At 59.7% G+C, this 18,138-nt stretch carries 16 protein-coding genes; 5 read left to right on the forward strand and 11 right to left on the reverse strand.

Annotated features, from left to right (window positions below; genetic code table 11):
* The first annotated feature begins 8 nt into the window (after window positions 1-8).
* On the forward strand, window positions 9-770 hold the full coding sequence (locus EJD88_RS04955; protein ID WP_158877034.1) for a glycosyltransferase family 2 protein: 762 nt from the start codon (window positions 9-11) through the stop codon (window positions 768-770).
* A gap of 88 nt (window positions 771-858) precedes the next feature.
* Here EJD88_RS04955 and EJD88_RS04960 read toward each other — a convergent pair whose 3' ends face one another.
* The 11 genes from EJD88_RS04960 to mtnA all read right to left on the reverse strand — a co-directional run bounded on the left by EJD88_RS04960 (window position 859) and on the right by mtnA (window position 14,289).
* Window positions 859-1,092 carry a lipopolysaccharide assembly protein LapA domain-containing protein gene (locus tag EJD88_RS04960; protein ID WP_099587332.1) on the reverse strand — a complete coding sequence of 78 codons (234 nt, stop codon included), beginning with the start codon at window positions 1,090-1,092 and terminating at the stop codon, window positions 859-861.
* Between the two features lie 25 nt (window positions 1,093-1,117).
* Window positions 1,118-1,414: an integration host factor subunit beta gene (gene ihfB, locus EJD88_RS04965; RefSeq protein ID WP_003218804.1), complete on the reverse strand. Its 297-nt coding sequence runs from the start codon at window positions 1,412-1,414 to the stop codon at window positions 1,118-1,120.
* Window positions 1,415-1,546: 132 nt separating this feature from the next.
* Entirely contained in the window at window positions 1,547-1,831 is a 285-nt protein-coding gene (locus EJD88_RS04970; protein WP_158877036.1) for a hypothetical protein, read from the reverse strand.
* A gap of 158 nt (window positions 1,832-1,989) precedes the next feature.
* A complete protein-coding gene (gene rpsA / locus EJD88_RS04975) occupies window positions 1,990-3,675 on the reverse strand; it encodes a 30S ribosomal protein S1 (protein WP_027604177.1) in 1,686 nt (561 codons plus the stop codon).
* 120 nt (window positions 3,676-3,795) lie between these two features.
* A complete protein-coding gene (gene cmk, locus EJD88_RS04980; RefSeq protein ID WP_099587334.1) occupies window positions 3,796-4,485 on the reverse strand; it encodes a (d)CMP kinase in 690 nt (229 codons plus the stop codon).
* On the reverse strand, window positions 4,482-6,692 hold the full coding sequence (locus EJD88_RS04985; RefSeq protein WP_250925442.1) for a bifunctional prephenate dehydrogenase/3-phosphoshikimate 1-carboxyvinyltransferase: 2,211 nt from the start codon (window positions 6,690-6,692) through the stop codon (window positions 4,482-4,484). The genes cmk and EJD88_RS04985 overlap by 4 nt, the downstream gene beginning before the upstream one ends.
* Before the next feature lie 28 nt (window positions 6,693-6,720).
* Window positions 6,721-7,833, reverse strand: coding sequence for a histidinol-phosphate transaminase (hisC, locus tag EJD88_RS04990; RefSeq protein ID WP_158877040.1), 1,113 nt, complete (start codon window positions 7,831-7,833; stop codon window positions 6,721-6,723).
* Between the two features lie 9 nt (window positions 7,834-7,842).
* Complete coding sequence (pheA, locus tag EJD88_RS04995) at window positions 7,843-8,937, reverse strand: prephenate dehydratase (protein ID WP_003172650.1); 1,095 nt, start codon at window positions 8,935-8,937, stop codon at window positions 7,843-7,845.
* Entirely contained in the window at window positions 8,937-10,022 is a 1,086-nt protein-coding gene (serC, locus tag EJD88_RS05000; protein ID WP_158877042.1) for a 3-phosphoserine/phosphohydroxythreonine transaminase, read from the reverse strand. The genes pheA and serC overlap by 1 nt, the downstream gene beginning before the upstream one ends.
* Before the next feature lie 111 nt (window positions 10,023-10,133).
* Entirely contained in the window at window positions 10,134-12,794 is a 2,661-nt protein-coding gene (gene gyrA, locus EJD88_RS05005; protein WP_099587338.1) for a DNA gyrase subunit A, read from the reverse strand.
* A gap of 424 nt (window positions 12,795-13,218) precedes the next feature.
* Window positions 13,219-14,289 (reverse strand): S-methyl-5-thioribose-1-phosphate isomerase, encoded by a 1,071-nt coding sequence (gene mtnA / locus EJD88_RS05010; protein ID WP_158877044.1) that lies wholly within the window; start codon window positions 14,287-14,289, stop codon window positions 13,219-13,221.
* 109 nt (window positions 14,290-14,398) lie between these two features.
* Between mtnA and EJD88_RS05015 the strand changes: the two genes are divergently transcribed.
* The 4 genes from EJD88_RS05015 (at window position 14,399) to EJD88_RS05030 (ending at window position 18,089) form a co-directional block, all read left to right on the forward strand.
* Window positions 14,399-15,730 (forward strand): TRZ/ATZ family hydrolase, encoded by a 1,332-nt coding sequence (locus tag EJD88_RS05015; RefSeq protein WP_158877046.1) that lies wholly within the window; start codon window positions 14,399-14,401, stop codon window positions 15,728-15,730.
* A gap of 64 nt (window positions 15,731-15,794) precedes the next feature.
* The gene (gene ubiG, locus EJD88_RS05020; protein WP_099587341.1) at window positions 15,795-16,493 is read left to right on the forward strand and encodes a bifunctional 2-polyprenyl-6-hydroxyphenol methylase/3-demethylubiquinol 3-O-methyltransferase UbiG; all 699 of its coding nucleotides are present in this window, start codon (window positions 15,795-15,797) and stop codon (window positions 16,491-16,493) included.
* Window positions 16,494-16,497: 4 nt separating this feature from the next.
* A complete protein-coding gene (gene mupP / locus EJD88_RS05025; protein WP_158877048.1) occupies window positions 16,498-17,169 on the forward strand; it encodes an N-acetylmuramic acid 6-phosphate phosphatase MupP in 672 nt (223 codons plus the stop codon).
* A 179-nt stretch (window positions 17,170-17,348) separates the two neighbouring features.
* A complete protein-coding gene (locus EJD88_RS05030; RefSeq protein ID WP_150674640.1) occupies window positions 17,349-18,089 on the forward strand; it encodes a YciK family oxidoreductase in 741 nt (246 codons plus the stop codon).
* Window positions 18,090-18,138: the final 49 nt, after the last annotated feature.

Raw genomic sequence — 18,138 nt, forward strand, 5'->3', positions numbered from 1 at the left:
AGGTTGTCTTGAAGTTATCAATTATTACAGTCTGTTTTAACAGCGCGAGCACCATTCGAGACACGATTGAGTCCGTTCTTTCACAAGACTATGGTGATATCGAATACATCGTTGTGGACGGCGGCTCAAGGGACGGGACGCAGGCGATTGTCGAATCTTATGGAGACCGTATCAGTCGCTTTGTCAGCGAGCCGGACAAGGGCCTCTACGATGCAATGAATAAAGGTGTAGCCATGGCTACCGGTGCCGTGGTCGGCATTTTGAATTCCGATGACTTTTATGAAAGCACCACCAGTCTTTCGTCTGTGGCGAAAGCATTCGAACGTCGCCCAGAGAGCGATGCGGTGTTTGGCGATGTGGTTTTTGTCAATCCAACCGACCTGCACAAAGTGACACGCTTTTACCGCGCAAACCGCTTTGCACCATGGAAGTTGCGCTTTGGATGGATGCCACCTCATCCGGCGACATTCATTCGTAAATCAGCTTACAACGTCGTCGGCCAGTACTCGTTGAAGTACAGGATTTCTGCGGATTACGAGTTTTTTGTACGACTGTTTAAGGTGCACGCCCTCAAGTATTCTTATATTAATCAAGTGCTGGTACGGATGCGATCAGGAGGCGCCAGTACAGCTGGACTAAGGAGCAGCTTGAAGTTGAACCTGGAAATCGTTAATGCCTGTCGCACGAATGGGCTCTACACCAACATACTGATGCTGCTGTTCAAACTGCCATTCAAGCTCTACGAATTGCGTAAACGACCAGCCTCATGACTTGGCAGAACCGCTGGATGTGATGGACGAGCAACTGCGTTCACTGGCCGCAGGCAGATCAGGGTTGAGCGGGGTATGCATCCAAGGGCTATAAACCTTGTTTACGACGCCCCGCAAGCCTGATCACTCCACCGAGCAACGGTCCAATCAGCATGCCCGCAATCAACGCCAGCGTTACAAACACGGCCACGGGTAACTGCGCACTACTCCAACCCAAAAACGACAGCGCGACGCCCTGCTGATTCTCAAGCACAAACGCAAGGGTCACCAAGACAAACGCCAGAATGGTCAACACCAACAAAACGCGCTTAACCCCACTCATAACTTTTCCCCCTATCCAAAAACACTCAGACGCCCTCTTCTTCGTCTTCGTTCACCCGATCCCGCAACTCCTTGCCTGGCTTGAAGTGAGGCACGAACTTACCATCAAGACTCACAGACTGCCCGGTCTTGGGATTTCGCCCAACCCGCGGCGCGCGATAGTGAAGGGAGAAGCTCCCAAACCCGCGAATCTCAATCCGATCGCCGGTAGCCAAGCACTGGGACATTTGTTCAAGCATGGTCTTGATAGCCAGCTCCACATCCTTGGATGAAAGCAGCCCTTGATGGGTGACAATTCGTTCGATCAACTCCGACTTCGTCATATTTTTCCCTTCTTTTTCAAGCAGCTAGGAAAAGCGCTTCGAAGGTTTTAGCATGACTTGATGAATTTGAACAGCCCATGCATCAACTTATCTGCTGGCCGAATAAGCACTTGTGGCGAACACGTAATGCGCTTAATTGCAGATCACAAGCATCGTGCGAGTGACTGCCCCTGCCGGGTTCCAGCCGAACAGGTAGTCGCCCTCCTCATCCTTGGCCTCGCTTGACCTGGTGATGACCTTGTAGCCTTGCATCTTGCATTCGCGGGCGGCGCGCTGTTCGCATTTCCCCCAATGATTGCCAAGCCCCGAGCAGTCGACTTCAATCCCGCTGACGCCGCGCCTCACGTGAGTTTTGGCGCTGGTGGCGGAGCAGCCTGCAAGCATTACAACTAAGAACACTACGATAAGCTTGTTCATTGGGACCCTTATTAAAACAGCAACAGGAGAGTGCTTTTATCAAGACTATAGTCAGCTCTGACACTGAGCTGTAGGCCTTGGTTCTCACTTGTTGATTCAACGAATTTCAGGCACAAAAAAGGGCGACCGAAGTCGCCCTTTTTACAGCTTTACAGAACTTAGTTCTGCTTAGCCATTGCTTCGCGCAGCAGGGAGGCCATGGTGGTCTCGCCAGTTGCAGCTTCCGGAGCGGATTTCAGGCTCTGGATAGCTTCTTTCTCTTCAACTTCATCTTTCGACTTGATGGAGAGTTGGATCACGCGGCTCTTGCGGTCAACGCTGATGATCTTGGCTTCTACTTCCTGGCCTTCCTTCAGAACGTTGCGCGCGTCTTCAACGCGGTCACGGCTGATTTCGGAGGCTTTCAGAGTCGCTTCGATATCGTCGGCCAGAACGATGATGGCGCCTTTGGCGTCAACTTCTTTCACAGTGCCTTTAACGATGGCGCCTTTGTCGTTCTCTTGAACGTACTCGGAGAACGGATCGCTTTCCAGTTGCTTGATACCCAGGGAGATGCGCTCGCGCTCTGGGTCAACCGACAGGATAACGGTGTCCAGCTCGTCGCCCTTCTTGAAACGACGAACGGCTTCTTCGCCAACTTCGTTCCAGGAGATGTCGGACAGGTGAACCAGGCCGTCGATGCCGCCGTCCAGACCAATGAAGATACCGAAATCGGTGATCGACTTGATGGTGCCGGAGATTTTATCGCCCTTGTTGAACTGGCCAGAGAAATCTTCCCATGGGTTAGATTTGCACTGCTTGATGCCCAGGGAGATACGACGACGCTCTTCGTCGATGTCCAGAACCATAACTTCCACTTCGTCGCCGACTTGTACGACTTTCGAAGGGTGGATGTTCTTGTTGGTCCAGTCCATTTCGGAAACGTGCACCAGGCCTTCCACGCCTTCTTCCAGCTCAGCGAAGCAGCCGTAGTCGGTCAGGTTGGTAACACGCGCGGTTACGCGGGTGCTTTCTGGGTAACGAGCTTTGATAGCAACCCATGGATCTTCGCCCAGCTGCTTCAAGCCCAGGGAAACGCGGTTACGCTCACGATCGTACTTCAGAACCTTGACATCGATCTCGTCGCCAACGTTGACGATTTCGGAAGGATGCTTGATACGCTTCCAAGCCATGTCGGTAATGTGCAGCAGGCCATCGACGCCACCCAGATCGACGAATGCGCCGTAATCGGTGAGGTTCTTGACGATACCTTTGACTTGTTGGCCTTCCTGCAGGGATTCCAGCAGAGCTTCACGCTCGGCGGAGTTCTCTGCTTCCAGGACGCTGCGACGGGAAACGACAACGTTGTTGCGCTTCTGGTCGAGTTTGATGACCTTGAATTCGAGTTCTTTGCCTTCCAGGTGCGTGGTGTCGCGCACAGGACGAACGTCGACCAAAGAACCTGGCAGGAACGCACGGATGCCGTTAACGTCGACAGTGAAGCCGCCTTTAACCTTACCGTTGATAACGCCCTTGACCACTTCTTCAGCTGCGAAGGCTGCTTCGAGAACAATCCAGCATTCAGCGCGCTTGGCTTTTTCACGGGACAGCTTGGTTTCACCGAAACCGTCTTCAACCGAGTCCAGAGCAACGTGAACTTCGTCACCGACATTGATTGTCAGATCACCAGCATCGTTGTAGAACTGTTCCAGCGGGATCAGAGCTTCAGACTTCAGACCAGCGTGAACGGTTACCCAGCGAGCTTGGTAATCGATATCAACGATAACACCGGTGATGATGGAGCCTGCCTGAAGGTTCAGGGTTTTTAGGCTTTCTTCAAAGAGTTCCGCAAAGCTTTCGCTCATTTTAATTCCTGTTGATAAGGGCGAAGAATACGCCCATCTCCACACCCCAGACGGTGTGGGTCAGTTTCAGTTAAAAGAAGCCACCGCAGGACTATGACTGGTCCCCTGCGGCCTTCTTGATCACCCGGCGATATCGCGAATGGCGATTTCACTCATGATGCGTTCCAGCACCTGCTCGATGGACAACTCCGTGGAATCAAGCTGTATGGCATCAGCCGCCGGCTTTAGCGGGGCTACTGCGCGCTGGGTATCACGCTCATCGCGTGCACGGATCTCATCTAGCAGACTCGACAGACTAACACCATCGACTTTGCCCTTCAACTGCAAGTAACGGCGGCGTGCCCGCTCCTCGGCGCTGGCGGTCAGGAAAATCTTCAGCGGCGCCTCGGGAAACACCACCGTGCCCATGTCACGACCATCTGCCACAAGGCCCGGCGGCTCCTGAAAAGCCCGCTGACGCTGCAGCAACGCGTCGCGCACGGCCGGCAGCGCGGCGATCTGGGAGGCCCAGGAACCCACTTGTTCGTTACGCAGGTCATCCGTCACATCATCCCCTTCCAGGATAATGCGCTGAGGATGACCTTCCGTCGCCCCGACGAACTGCACATCAAGGTGCGCCGCCAGCAGCTTCAAGGACTCTTCGTTGGTCAGGTCCACGCCATGGTTGCGTGCGGCAAATGCCAGCAGGCGATACAGCGCGCCGGAATCCAGCAGGCACCAGCCGAGGCGCTTGGCCAGGATGCCGGCGATCGTGCCTTTGCCCGAGCCACTTGGCCCGTCGATGGTAATCACCGGTGATTTGATATTCACAATTGAGCCTCTTGGGCAACACGGATGCCGACTTGGGCACACAGTGTAAGAAAATTCGGAAAAGACGTAGCAACATTGGCGCAGTCACGGATACGAATCGGCGCAGTCGCCCTGAGGGACGCTACGCTGAACGCCATGGCAATCCGGTGATCACCCTGGGCATGAACTTCACCCCCGCCCATCAGGCCGCCGTCAATGATAATCCCATCGGAGGTGGCTTCACACTTCACGCCCAGCGCCAGCAGACCGTCGGCCATCACCTGGATACGGTCAGACTCCTTTACGCGCAGCTCCTCAGCCCCACGCAAAATGGTCCGACCCTCTGCGCAGGCCGCCGCAATAAACAACACTGGAAATTCATCGATGGCCAATGGCACAAGGGCTTCTGGAATCTCGATACCCTTCAGCGACGCAGCACGCACATGCAGGTCTGCGACAGGCTCACCACCGACTTCGCGCTGGTTTTCCAGGGTGATATCTGCGCCCATCAGCCGCAGGATATCGATTACCCCGGTGCGAGTAGGGTTGATGCCGACATGTTCCAGCAGCAGCTCGGAACCCTCGGCAATCGACGCCGCCACCAGGAAAAACGCAGCAGAGGAAATATCCCCTGGCACTTCAATATGGGTAGCCGTCAGTGCATATCCCGATTCAACCGACGCAGTAGCGCCCTCCACCAGCACCGGATAGCCAAAACCGCGCAACATGCGCTCGGTATGATCGCGGGTCGGTGCAGGCTCGGTCACCGCAGTTTTGCCGTCGGCATACAACCCGGCCAGCAACAAGCAGGATTTGACCTGGGCGCTGGCCATCGGCAACGCATAGTCCAAGCCTTTAAGCGACTGCCCGCCACGAATGGTCAGCGGCGGACGCCCTTGCGGCGCGGTCTCGATCACTGCGCCCATTTCCCGCAGCGGCTTGGCCACCCGGCTCATCGGCCGCTTGGACAACGACGCATCGCCTGTCAGCACGCTGTCAAAGCGTTGCGCCGCCAGCAACCCGGACAACAGCCGCATGGACGTGCCCGAGTTCCCCAGATAAATCGGCCCCGGCGCTGGCTTCAAGCCATGCAAGCCCACGCCATGAATGATCACGCGCCCATGGTGCGGGCCCTCAATGACCACACCCATGTCGCGAAACGCCTGCAAGGTCGCCAGGGCATCTTCGCCCTCAAGAAAACCTTCAACCTCGGTCACGCCATCAGCCAATGAGCCCAACATGATCGACCGATGGGAGATCGACTTGTCACCCGGCACCCGGATACGCCCGCTCAAGCGGCCGCCCGGATTGGCGAGAAAGGCCAGCTCATCGACGTTCACAGCGGTTTCCATATAGGCACGCCGCGCCAGGATCTTGCTGAAATGCTCACGCGCCACCCGCGCACGGGTGAACACGCCCAACAACTGATGACCATCACCCGCATCGACCGCATCACGCAGCGCGTCGAGGTCACTGCGGAAGGTGTCCAGGGTGCGCAACACCGCTTCGCGATTGGCAAGGAAGATGTCGTGCCACATCACCGGATCACTGCCGGCAATCCGCGTGAAATCGCGGAAGCCACCGGCGGCGTAGCGGAAAATATCCAGGTTCTCGTTGCGCTTGGCCAGGGAATCCACCAGGCCGAATGCCAGCAAATGCGGCAAATGGCTGGTCGCCGCCAGCACTTCGTCGTGACGTTCGACTTGCATGTGTTCGACGTCCGCTCCCAGCGCGCGCCAGAGACGATCCACCACGGCCAACGCAGCCGGGTCGGTTTGTTCAAGCGGCGTCAGGATCACCTTATGCCGACGGAACAGCTGCGCATTGGACGCCTCCACCCCGCTCTGCTCGGAACCAGCAATCGGGTGGCCCGGCACGAAGCGCGCAGGCATACCGCCAAAAGCCAGTTGCGCCGCGCGCACCACATTGCCTTTGGCACTGCCGACGTCCGTAAGAATCGCCTGACCCAAGTCCATGCCAGCCAGCACTGCCAGCAACTTCTCCATCGCCAGGATCGGCACCGCGAGCTGGATCACATCAGCCCCCTGGCACGCGAGCGCCAGGTCTGCTTCACAGCGATCCACCACGCCCAGCTCAACCGCGAGCTTGCGCGACTGCGGGTCCAGGTCGACGCCGACCACTTCGCCACACAGCCCGCTTTCACGCAGGCCTTTGGCGAAAGAGCCGCCGATCAACCCCAGCCCGACCACCACCAGGCGACCGATCATAGGCACAGCAGGTTGCAATGCAGTGACATCAACCACGAGCCAGAACCTTGGCCAGCGCCTCCAGGAAACGATTGTTTTCAGCCGGCAAACCGATAGTGATACGCAAGTGGTTCGGCATGCCGTAGTTGGCCACCGGACGCACAATCACACCTTCGCGCAACAGGCCCTGGAACACAGGCGCAGCCACTTGGCCGAGGTCGACGCAGATGAAGTTGCCCTTGGACGGAATCCAGCCCAGGCCCAACTCACTCAAGCCTGCCTGCAACTGCAGCATGCCGCTTTCGTTGATCCGGCGACCCTCTTCCAGGTACTCGGCATCCTTCACCGCCGCACAGGCCGCCGCCAGGGCGAGGCTGTTGACGTTGAACGGTTGGCGCACGCGGTTCAGCACATCAGCCACGACCGCCGTGGACAGGCCATAGCCAACCCGCAGCGAGGCCAGGCCGTAAGCCTTGGAGAAGGTGCGCGACACCAGCAGGTTCGGGTACGCCGCCAGGAAGTCCAGGCCATCCGGCAGGTCGCCGCCTTCGGCGTATTCGATGTAGGCCTCGTCCAACACCACCAGCACGTGCTCTGGCACATCCTGCAAAAACTCGTTCAGCGCCTGCTCATCGAACCAGGTGCCGGTCGGATTGTTCGGGTTGGCGATAAACACCACGCGGGTCTGGGCATCGATGGCCGCCAGCATCGCTGGCAGGTCATGGCCCCAATCCTTGGCAGGAATCACACGCGCGTCAGCACCGACGGCCTGAGTGACGATCGGGTAGACCGCAAACGCGTGCTCACTGAACACCGCATTCAGGCCCGGCGCCAGGTAGGCACGACCGACCAGCTCAAGGATGTCGTTGGAGCCGTTGCCCAGCGTCACCTGGTTCAGCTCGACCCGACATTTTTCCGCCAGCAACGACTTGAGGGCAAAGCCGTTGCCATCGGGATAACGGGTCAGCTCGGCCAGCTCTTCACGAATCGCCGCCAACACTTTGGGGCTCGGGCCCAGCGGGTTTTCGTTACTCGCCAGCTTGACGATTTTGGACGGGTCCAGGTTCAACTCACGCGCCAGCTCGTCCACAGGCTTGCCCGGGACGTAAGGCGACAGTTGTTGCACGCCCGGCTGAGCCAGGGCGAGGAAGTTGCCACTCATGTTAACGCCTCACAAAACCGCTTTCGGGTAAGAGCCCAGCACCTTGAGTGCCACGGCCTCTTGACTGATTTTCTCGAGCACACCTTTGACCAGCGGGTCGCGGTGATGGCCGATGAAGTCGATAAAGAACACGTAGGTCCATTTACCGCTGCGCGAAGGACGAGTCTCAATGCGCGTCAGGTCAATCCCATTGTCATGGAACGGCACCAGCAGCTCATGCAGCGCGCCGGGCTTGTTGCTCATGGAGACGATGATCGAGGTCTTGTCGTCGCCGGTCGGCGGCACTTCCTGGCTGCCGATCATCAGGAAGCGCGTGGAGTTATCCGGGCGATCCTCGATTTTCTCGGCCAGGCGCGTCAGGCCGTACAGGCCTGCGGCCATATCGCCGGCAATCGCCGCCGAGTTCCACTCCCCCTTGACCCGCTTGGCCGCTTCGGCGTTGCTGGACACCGCCACGCGCTCGACATTCGGGTAATGGGCATCCAGCCACTTGCGGCACTGGGCCAGGGACTGGGCGTGGGAGTAGATGCGGCTGATGCTGTCGGTCTTGGTGTTCTCGCCCACCAGCAGGTGGTGGTGGATACGCAGCTCGACTTCGCCGCAGATCACCATGTCATGCTCAAGGAAGCTGTCCAGGGTGTGGTTGACCGCGCCCTCGGTGGAATTTTCCACCGGTACCACGCCAAAGTTCACCGCACCGGCCGCGACTTCACGGAACACTTCGTCGATGGCCGCCATCGGCTTGCTGATCACCGCGTGGCCGAAGTGCTTCATGGCTGCCGCCTGGGTAAACGTACCTTCAGGACCGAGGTAAGCCACCTTCAGCGGCTGCTCCAGCGCGAGGCACGACGACATGATTTCACGGAACAACCGCGCCATCTCTTCGTTGCCCAGCGGCCCCTTGTTGCGCTCCATCACGCGCTTGAGCACCTGAGCCTCACGCTCGGGACGGTAGAACACCGGCACTTCGCCTTCAGCCAGGGACGCCATCTTCACCCGTGCCACTTCCTGGGCGCATCGCGCACGCTCACTGATCAGTTCCAGGACTTTTTCGTCCAGGCTGTCAATGCGTACACGCAGGGCCTTGAGCTCTTGTTCAGACATTAGCCGTGTTCCTTTTCGAACTCTGCCATGTAGGCCACCAGCGCGTTGATCGCGTGGATGTCGACAGCGTTATAGATGGAGGCGCGCATGCCGCCGACTGAACGATGGCCCTTGAGGTTCAACAGGCCGCGCGCATCGGCGCCGGCCAGGAATGGCTTATCCAGACGGTCGTCAGCCAGGCGGAACGGCACGTTCATCCACGAGCGGTCGGTCAGATTGATCGGGTTGCTGTACAGGCCGCTGGCGTCGATGAAGTCGTACAGGGTGCGCTTCTTCTCTTCGTTGAGCTTGCCCATGGCGGCGACACCGCCCTGCTCTTTCAGCCACTCGAACACGAGGCCGGACAGGTACCAGGAAAACGCCGGCGGGGTGTTGTACATAGAGCCATTGTCGGCCGCGACCTTGTAGTTGAGCATGGTCGGGCACAGCGAACGGGCACGCCCCAACAGGTCTTCGCGGACGATGTTGACCAGGATGCCACTTGGGCCGATGTTCTTTTGCGCACCGGCGTAGATCATGCCGTACTTGGACACGTCGATCGGGCGCGAAAGGATGTCCGAAGACATGTCGCACACCAATGGCACATCGCCAACTTCCGGCACCCAGTCAAATTCCAGGCCGCCGATGGTTTCGTTCTGCACGTAGTGCACGTAGGCAGCGTCCTTCGACAACTTCCATTCGTTCTGACTGGGAATGGCGAAGTAGTCGTAGGGCTTGGCGGTGCCGGCCACATTGACGTGACCGTAGCGCGAGGCCTCTTCAATAGCCTTCTGACCCCAGATGCCGGTGTCGATGTAGTCGGCCGTGCCGTCTTCCGGTAGCAGGTTCAGCGGGATCTGAGCGAACTGCTGGCTCGCGCCGCCTTGCAGGAACAGCACTTTGTAATGGGAGGGGATGTCCAGCAAGTCGCGCAGATCCTGCTCGGCCTTGGTCGCAATGGACACGAACTCATCACTGCGATGGCTCATTTCCATCACGGAGAGGCCTTTTCCATGCCAGTCGAGGAGTTCACCCTGCGCACGCTGCAGGACTGCTTCAGGAAGCGCCGCGGGACCGGCACAGAAGTTATAGGCTCTCTTGCTCACATCCAATCTCACTCTGATCTGGTGGGGTGGTGCAATAAACGGGTATTTCAATACTTTCATAAGGGACAAACAACAAGGGGGCGAATCTTCATCCGCCCCCTGTGTGTCCGCTTATTCCTGCGGTTCTTCTTCGTCTGCGGCAGCGTCGAGGGTTGGCTCGTCGACGATATCATCGCCGCTTGCCATTACCTCACGTGCGAACTCGGCATCGGCCTCGTCCAGCTCTTCACCTTCCACTTCCGATGGTTCCTGGACACGCTCCAGGCCAACCAGTGTCTCGTCGCTGGCCAGCTTGATCAGCGTCACGCCCTGGGTGTTACGGCCCAGGCTCGACACTTCAGCCACACGGGTACGCACCAGGGTGCCCTGGTCGGAAATCAGCATGATCTCCTCGCCGTCGAGCACCTGGACCGCGCCGACCAGACGGCCGTTGCGATCGTTGCTGACCATGGCGATAACGCCCTGGCCGCCACGCTTGTACTCCGGGAACTCGCCGATGGCCGTACGCTTGCCATAGCCACGCGCCGAAGCGGTCAGGATCTGGCTGCCTTCTTCCGGGATCAGCATCGAAATCAGCTTCTGCCCTTCCGGCAGACGCATGCCGCGCACACCGCGGGCGGTACGGCCCATGGCACGCACGTCGGATTCCTTGAAGCGCGTGACCTTGCCGCCGTCGGAGAACAGCATGACTTCACGCTCGCCGTCGGTGATGGCGGCGGAGATCAGCACGTCGCCTTCGTCCAGCTCCAGGGCGATCAGGCCCACGCTGCGCTGGCGGCTGAAGGATTCCAGCGGGGTCTTCTTCACGGTGCCTTTGGCAGTCGCCATGAAGATGAAGTGACCTTCGGTGTATTCGTCTACCGGCAGCATGGTGGTGATGTATTCATCACTGTCCAGCGGCAGCAGGTTGACCAGCGGACGACCACGGGCGGCGCGGGAGGCTTCCGGGATTTCGTAGGTTTTGAGCCAGTACACCTTGCCCTTGCTGGAGAACAGCAGCAGCGTAGTGTGGCTGTTGGCGACCAGCAGGTGAGCGATGTAGTCCTCATCCTTCACGCCAGTAGCCGATTTACCTTTACCGCCACGACGCTGGGCCTGGTACGCAGCCAATGGCTGGGTCTTGGCATAGCCGCCGTGGGAGATGGTCACCACGCGCTCTTCTTCCGGGATCATGTCGCCCAGGGTCAGGTCGAGGCGGGCATCGAGAATTTCGGTGCGACGCACGTCGCCGTATTCGGCGCGGATCACTTCCAGCTCTTCGCGGATCACTTCCATCAGGCGCACGGCGCTGTTGAGGATGCGGATCAGCTCGCCGATCTGGTTGAGGATCTCCTGGTACTCGGCCAGCAGTTTCTCGTGTTCCAGGCCGGTCAGACGGTGCAGACGCAGTTCCAGAATGGCCTGGGCCTGTTCCGGCGACAGGAAATACTTGCCTTCGCGCAGACCGTATTGCGGGTCCAGGGTCTCAGGGCGGCACGAGTCGGCACCGGCACGTTCAACCATGGCCACTACGGCGCTGGATTCCCACGGCATCTTGATCAGTGCTTCTTTTGCTTCCGACGGGGTCGGGGAAGCTTTGATCAGGGCGATAACCGGGTCGATGTTCGACAGTGCAACCGCCTGGCCTTCCAGGATGTGGCCGCGTTCGCGGGCCTTGCGCAGTTCGAACACGGTACGGCGGGTGACCACTTCGCGGCGGTGACGCACGAAGGCTTCCAGCAGGTCCTTGAGGTTCAGGATGCGCGGGCGGCCATCGATCAGGGCAACCACGTTGATACCAAACACGCTTTGCAGCTGGGTCTGGGCATAGAGGTTGTTGAGGATCACCTCAGGCACTTCACCACGACGCAGCTCGATCACGACGCGCATACCGTCTTTGTCGGACTCGTCGCGCAGTTCGGTGATGCCTTCCAGCTTCTTCTCTTTGACCAGCTCGGCGATCTTCTCGATCAGGCGCGCCTTGTTGAGCTGGTACGGGAGTTCGGTGATGACGATCTGCTGGCGGCCACCGACCTTGTCGATGTCTTCGATCATCGAGCGGGCACGCATGTAAATGCGGCCACGGCCGGTGCGGTAGGCTTCGATGATGCCGGCGCGACCGTTGATGATCGCGGCAGTCGGGAAATCCGGACCCGGGATGTACTGCATCAGTTCATCGACGGTCAGCTCGGGGTTGTCGATGAGGGCCAGGCAACCGTCGATGACTTCACCGAGGTTGTGCGGCGGGATGTTGGTCGCCATGCCCACGGCGATACCGCTGGAACCGTTGACCAGCAGGTTGGGAATACGGGTCGGCATGACAGCCGGGATCATTTCGGTGCCGTCGTAGTTCGGCACCCAGTCCACGGTTTCTTTATGCAGGTCGGCCAGCAGCTCGTGCGCCAGCTTGGTCATGCGCACTTCGGTGTATCGCATGGCCGCGGCGTTGTCGCCGTCGACGGAACCGAAGTTACCCTGGCCGTCTACCAGCAGGTAGCGCAGGGAAAACGGCTGGGCCATCCGAACGATGGTGTCGTACACCGCAGTGTCGCCGTGAGGGTGATACTTACCGATCACGTCACCGACAACACGGGCAGATTTCTTGTACGGCTTGTTCCAGTCGTTACCCAGCTCGCTCATCGCGAACAGCACACGCCGGTGCACGGGCTTCAAGCCATCGCGCGCATCAGGCAGTGCCCGACCGACAATTACGCTCATCGCGTAGTCGAGGTAGGACTGTTTCAGCTCGTCTTCGATATTGACCGGGAGGATTTCTTTGGCCAGTTCGCCCATGAGAAGCCTGATTCCTTTTTCGGGTGAAACCTCGTCACATCCATATGGGACGAACGAAGCTCGCCGCTGCCGGCAGAGTGCCTGACAACGACTTACGACAAATCAACGAGTTATGACACGGATCTGCACGTTATAGGCAACCCCTCGGGGCGGCCCTGGAAACCGCCGGATGTTATCACAATCGCCGCCACGCACCTATCCCCCTGATGCGCATGGAGACTAGTAATTTGACGGATGACAGGCGTGAGGGAGACGAGAGGGGCTCAGAGGCGCGGTGGTACCATTTTTTGAGATCGGATCCGAGGGTTTTGTTGACTTTACAGACCCATCGGGGGCAAGCCCCCTCCCGCATTTTGACTGTGTTCACACTTCAAGTATGGGAGGGGGCTTGCCCCCGATAGCATTTTCACAGACGCCAAGGCCCTCAATGCAACCGCTTACGGCACATCAGCTTGGCCAGTTTGGCTGTATCCGGCCGCTCGACAACCCCCTTCTCGGTCACGATCACATCAATAAGATCAGCCGGGGTCACATCAAATACCGGATTAAAAGCAGCCACTTCCAGGCGCTGACCCTTCACGTCCAGCAACTCGCCGGGATCACGTTCTTCCAATGCAACATCATCGCCAGTGGCCATCATCAGATCCAAAGTCGAACTCGGCGCCACCACCATAAAGCGCACGCCGTGATGCATGGCGCACACCGCCAACTGGTACGTGCCGATCGGGCCGATCACATCGCCATTGGCCGCAATGCAGTCAGCCCCGACGATTACCCAGGTCACGCCTTTGGTCTTGAGGATATGTGCGCCCGCAGAATCAGCATTCACCGAAAACGGGATGCCCTCGCCCGCCAACTCCCAGGCCGTCAGCCGCGAACCTTGCAGCCAGGGCCGGGTTTCATTGGCATAGACGTGCTCGACCAACCCCTCAAGAAAGGCGGCACGCACCACCCCGAGGGCCGTGCCGACACCCCCCGTCGCCAATGCGCCGGCGTTGCCATGGGTCAGGATCGCCTGGGCGTTGCCTTGGTGCTTGCGAATCCGCTCGACGCCCAGTTGGGCCATCACCAGATTGGCTTCGCGATCACTTTCATGGATTGCAATGGCCTCTGCTTCCAGGACAGCCAGCGGGTCAGCGTGTGTCTTGACGCGATCCAGGCGGTCACGCATGCGTTTGAGGGCCCAGAACAGGTTCGCCGCAGTGGGACGCGTATCGGCCAACAGCGCGTAGTCTTCCTCCCACGCGGCCTGCCAGTCACCGCCCTCGGCAACGCGATCACGGGCGGCCAGTACCAGGCCATAGGCCGCACTGATACCGATGGCCGGCGCACCGCGCACGACCATGGCGCGAATGGCGGCAGCGACGTCATCGACGGTGGAGCAGGCCACCCAGGTTTCCTGGGAGGGCAAGGCACGTTGATCGAGCAGGTACAGCGTGCCATCACGCCAATCGATGGCCTTCACTTTCTCCGCTGCCAACAGTCGATCGCGCATCCCTTACTCCGCACTCATGAACAAAAGCCGCCGATTATAGCGATCCGCCAGCCAGGACGCTCGGGTATACTTCGCGCTTCTTTTATAGCTGCCCGGGAAGAAGCCTGCGATGACCTCCACTGCCGCCCCGCTCGACTTACTGCTACTGCCAACCTGGCTGGTACCTGTCGAACCTGCTGGCGTGGTGCTCAAGGAACATGGCGTGGGCATCCGCGATGGGCGCATTGCCTTTATCGGGCCACGGGCCGCGGCGTTGAAGCTGTCGGCCAGCGAAGTGCGCGAACTGCCGGGCATGCTGCTAAGCCCCGGCCTGATCAACGCCCACGGCCACGCGGCGATGAGCCTGTTTCGCGGCCTCGCCGATGACGTGCCCCTGATGACCTGGCTGGAAAAACACATCTGGCCCGCCGAGGCCAAGTGGGTCGATGAAGCCTTCGTTCGTGATGGCACCGACCTGGCCATCGCCGAACAGCTCAAGGGCGGCATCACCTGCTTCTCTGACATGTACTTCTACCCCAAAGTCGCCAGCGACTGCGTGCACAACAGCGGCATACGTGCACAGATCGCAATTCCGATCCTCGACTTCCCGATTCCCGGCGCCAGCAGCGCCGATGAGGCGATTCGCCAGGGCATCGAGCTGTTCGGCGACCTCAAGCACCACCCGCGCATCAAGATCACGTTCGGCCCCCACGCGCCCTATACCGTGTGCGATGCCAACCTTGAAAAGGTCCGGGTAATTGCCGAAGAGCTGGACGCCGCAATCCATATGCATGTGCACGAGACCGCCTTCGAGGTGCAGCAAGCCGTCGAACAGACCGGCGAACGCCCGCTGGCACGCCTGGGCCGCCTCGGGCTGCTCGGTCCGCGCTTCCAGGCCGTTCATATGACCCAAATCAGCGAGGATGACCTGGCTTTACTGGTAGAAAGCAACACCAGCGTCATCCATTGCCCGGAATCCAACCTTAAACTGGCCAGCGGCTTTTGCCCGGTGGAGCGTCTGTGGCAGGCTGGGGTCAATGTGGCCATCGGCACCGATGGCGCCGCCAGCAATAATGACCTGGATCTGCTGGGTGAAACCCGCACCGCGGCAATGCTGGCCAAGGCCGTCGCCGGTTCGGCGACTGCCCTGGACGCGCACCGTGCACTGCGCATGGCTACGCTCAACGGTGCGCGAGCCATGGGCCTGGAAAGCGAGATTGGCTCACTGGAAGTGGGCAAGGCAGCGGATATCGTCGCGTTCGACCTGTCAGGACTGGCGCAACAACCGATCTACGATCCGGTCTCACAGCTTATATATGCCACCGGACGCGATTGCGTGAAACACGTTTGGGTCGCCGGCAAGCAGTTGCTCGACGACCGGCAATTGACCCGCATGGATGAACACCAGTTGACCGCCACGGCCATTGCCTGGGGCAAACGCATCAGCGGGCACACCGAATAACGCCGGCCCTGGACCCGCGTGTCCAGGACCGACAAACCGATTTATCAGATTTAGAGGATGCACCATGAGCAACGTCGACCACGCCGAAATCGCCAAGTTTGAAGCCCTGGCCCACCGCTGGTGGGACCGCGAAAGCGAGTTCAAGCCCCTGCACGACATCAACCCGCTACGGGTCAACTGGATTGACGAACGTGTCAACCTGGCCGGCAAGAAGGTGCTGGACGTCGGCTGCGGCGGCGGCATTCTCAGCGAAGCCATGGCCCAGCGCGGCGCCACCGTAATGGGCATCGACATGGGTGAAGCGCCGCTGGCCGTGGCCCAGTTGCACCAGTTGGAGTCCGGCGTGAGCGTGGAATACCGCCAGATCACCGCCGAAGACCTGGCTGAAGAGATGCCCGAGCAGTTCGACGTGGTCACCTGCCTTGAGATGCTTGAGCACGTGCCGGACCCGTCCTCGGTGATCCGCGCCTGTTTCCGCATGGTCAAGCCCGGCGGCCAGGTGTTCTTCTCCACCATCAACCGCAACCCCAAGGCTTACCTGTTCGCGATCATCGGCGCCGAATACATCATGAAGCTGCTGCCGCGCGGCACCCATGACTTCAAGAAATTCATCCGCCCGTCCGAGCTGGGCGCGTGGAGCCGCCAGGCCGGCCTGACCGTCAAGGACATCATCGGCCTGACCTACAACCCGCTGACCAAGCACTACAAGCTGGCCAACGACGTTGACGTCAACTACATGATCCAGACCCTGCGCGAGGAGTAAGCCTGTGAAGTTGCGAGCGGTTCTCTTCGACATGGACGGTACCCTGCTGGACACCGCGCCGGACTTTATCGCCATCTGCCAGGCCATGCGCGCCGACCGTGGCCTGCCACCGGTCAACCCGCAGCACATCCGCGATGAAATCTCCGGCGGTGCGCGGGCGATGGTCGCCGTGACCTTCTCGATGGACCCGGAGTCGCCGGGTTTTGAGGAACTGCGCCAGGAATTCCTGGAGCGCTACCTGAAGGACTGCGCGGTGCACAGCAAGCTGTTCGACGGCATGGCCGAGCTGCTGGCAGACATCGAGAAGGCCAAGCTGGTCTGGGGCGTAGTCACCAACAAGCCACTGCGCTTCGCCGAACCGATCATGCAGCAGTTGGGCCTGGCCGAGCGTTCGGCCTTGCTGATCTGCCCGGACCACGTGAAAAACAGCAAGCCGGACCCGGAGCCGATGATCCTGGCGTGCAAGATGCTCGGCCTGGACCCGGCCAGCGTGTTGTTCGTGGGCGATGACCTGCGTGACATCGAGTCCGGCCGCGATGCAGGCACACGCACGGCGGCGGTGACCTATGGCTACATCCACCCGGACGACAACCCGCGCCATTGGGGAGCGGATGTGGTGGTGGATCACCCGCTGGAACTGCGCAAGGTGCTGGATAACGCGCTGTGCAGTTGCTGACTATTCAACGCCCCCTATGAAGATGCAATGTGGGAGGGGGCTTGCCCCCGATAGCGGTGTGCCAGCCCGCACCTCTATTACTGACAGGCCCTCATCGGGGGCAAGCCCCCTCCCACAGGGGATCTTCAGTGTTTTCTGATTTGGGGTTCATAAGCTGCTGAATTCTGTCGAGGCTATTTATGTTTGATTACTCCGCACGCCCAGAACTGCTCAAAGGCCGGGTGATCCTGGTGACCGGCGCCGGTCGCGGAATCGGCGCGGCGGCGGCGAAAACCTACGCCGCCCATGGTGCCACCGTGCTGTTGCTGGGCAAGACCGAAGCCAACCTGGCCCAGGTGTACGACGAGATCGAAGCCGCCGGCCAGCCGCAGCCAGTGGTGATCCCATTCAACCTGGAGACCGCCCTGCCCCATCAGTACGATGAGCTGGCAGCGATGATCGAAAAGGAATTCGGCCACCTCGACGGCCTGTTGCACAACGCCTCGATCATTGGCCCACGCACGCCCATCGAGCAGTTGTCCGGTGAGAACTTCATGCGGGTGATGCACATCAACGTCAACGCGATGTTCATGCTCACCAGCACCTTGTTGCCGCTGCTCAAGCTGTCCCAGGATGCGTCGGTGGTGTTCACCTCCAGCAGCGTCGGGCGCAAGGGCCGGGCGTACTGGGGCGCTTACGGGGTGTCGAAGTTTGCCACTGAAGGCTTGATGCAGACCTTGGCGGATGAGCTTGAAGATGTGGCGGCGGTGCGGGCCAACAGCATCAACCCCGGCGGCACACGTACCAGCATGCGGGCCCAGGCGTATCCAGGGGAAAACCCGATGGAAAGGCCGGCGCCGGAAGAAATCATGCCGGTGTACCTGTACCTGATGGGGCCGGACAGTACCGGCATCAACGGGCAGGCGTTTGACGCGCAGTAACATCTGACACGCCCTGGATTTGAATGTGGGAGGGGGGCAAGCCCCCTCC

Source organism: Pseudomonas sp. PB105, assembly GCF_009764655.1.
Lineage (GTDB): Bacteria > Pseudomonadota > Gammaproteobacteria > Pseudomonadales > Pseudomonadaceae > Aquipseudomonas > Aquipseudomonas cyclaminis.

Excerpts from the sequence above, each read along its gene's own strand:
- EJD88_RS04960 (WP_099587332.1), bottom strand. The coding sequence starts at position 1,092 with ATGAGTGGGGTTAAGCGCGTTTTGTTGGTGTTGACCATTCTGGCGTTT.
- ihfB (WP_003218804.1), bottom strand. The coding sequence starts at position 1,414 with ATGACGAAGTCGGAGTTGATCGAACGAATTGTCACCCATCAAGGGCTG.
- EJD88_RS04970 (WP_158877036.1), bottom strand. The coding sequence starts at position 1,831 with ATGAACAAGCTTATCGTAGTGTTCTTAGTTGTAATGCTTGCAGGCTGC.
- rpsA (WP_027604177.1), bottom strand. The coding sequence starts at position 3,675 with ATGAGCGAAAGCTTTGCGGAACTCTTTGAAGAAAGCCTAAAAACCCTG.
- EJD88_RS04985 (WP_250925442.1), bottom strand. The coding sequence starts at position 6,692 with ATGATCGGTCGCCTGGTGGTGGTCGGGCTGGGGTTGATCGGCGGCTCT.
- hisC (WP_158877040.1), bottom strand. The coding sequence starts at position 7,833 with ATGAGTGGCAACTTCCTCGCCCTGGCTCAGCCGGGCGTGCAACAACTG.
- pheA (WP_003172650.1), bottom strand. The coding sequence starts at position 8,937 with ATGTCTGAACAAGAGCTCAAGGCCCTGCGTGTACGCATTGACAGCCTG.
- gyrA (WP_099587338.1), bottom strand. The coding sequence starts at position 12,794 with ATGGGCGAACTGGCCAAAGAAATCCTCCCGGTCAATATCGAAGACGAG.
- mtnA (WP_158877044.1), bottom strand. The coding sequence starts at position 14,289 with ATGCGCGATCGACTGTTGGCAGCGGAGAAAGTGAAGGCCATCGATTGG.
- EJD88_RS05015 (WP_158877046.1), top strand. The coding sequence starts at position 14,399 with ATGACCTCCACTGCCGCCCCGCTCGACTTACTGCTACTGCCAACCTGG.
- ubiG (WP_099587341.1), top strand. The coding sequence starts at position 15,795 with ATGAGCAACGTCGACCACGCCGAAATCGCCAAGTTTGAAGCCCTGGCC.
- EJD88_RS05030 (WP_150674640.1), top strand. The coding sequence starts at position 17,349 with ATGTTTGATTACTCCGCACGCCCAGAACTGCTCAAAGGCCGGGTGATC.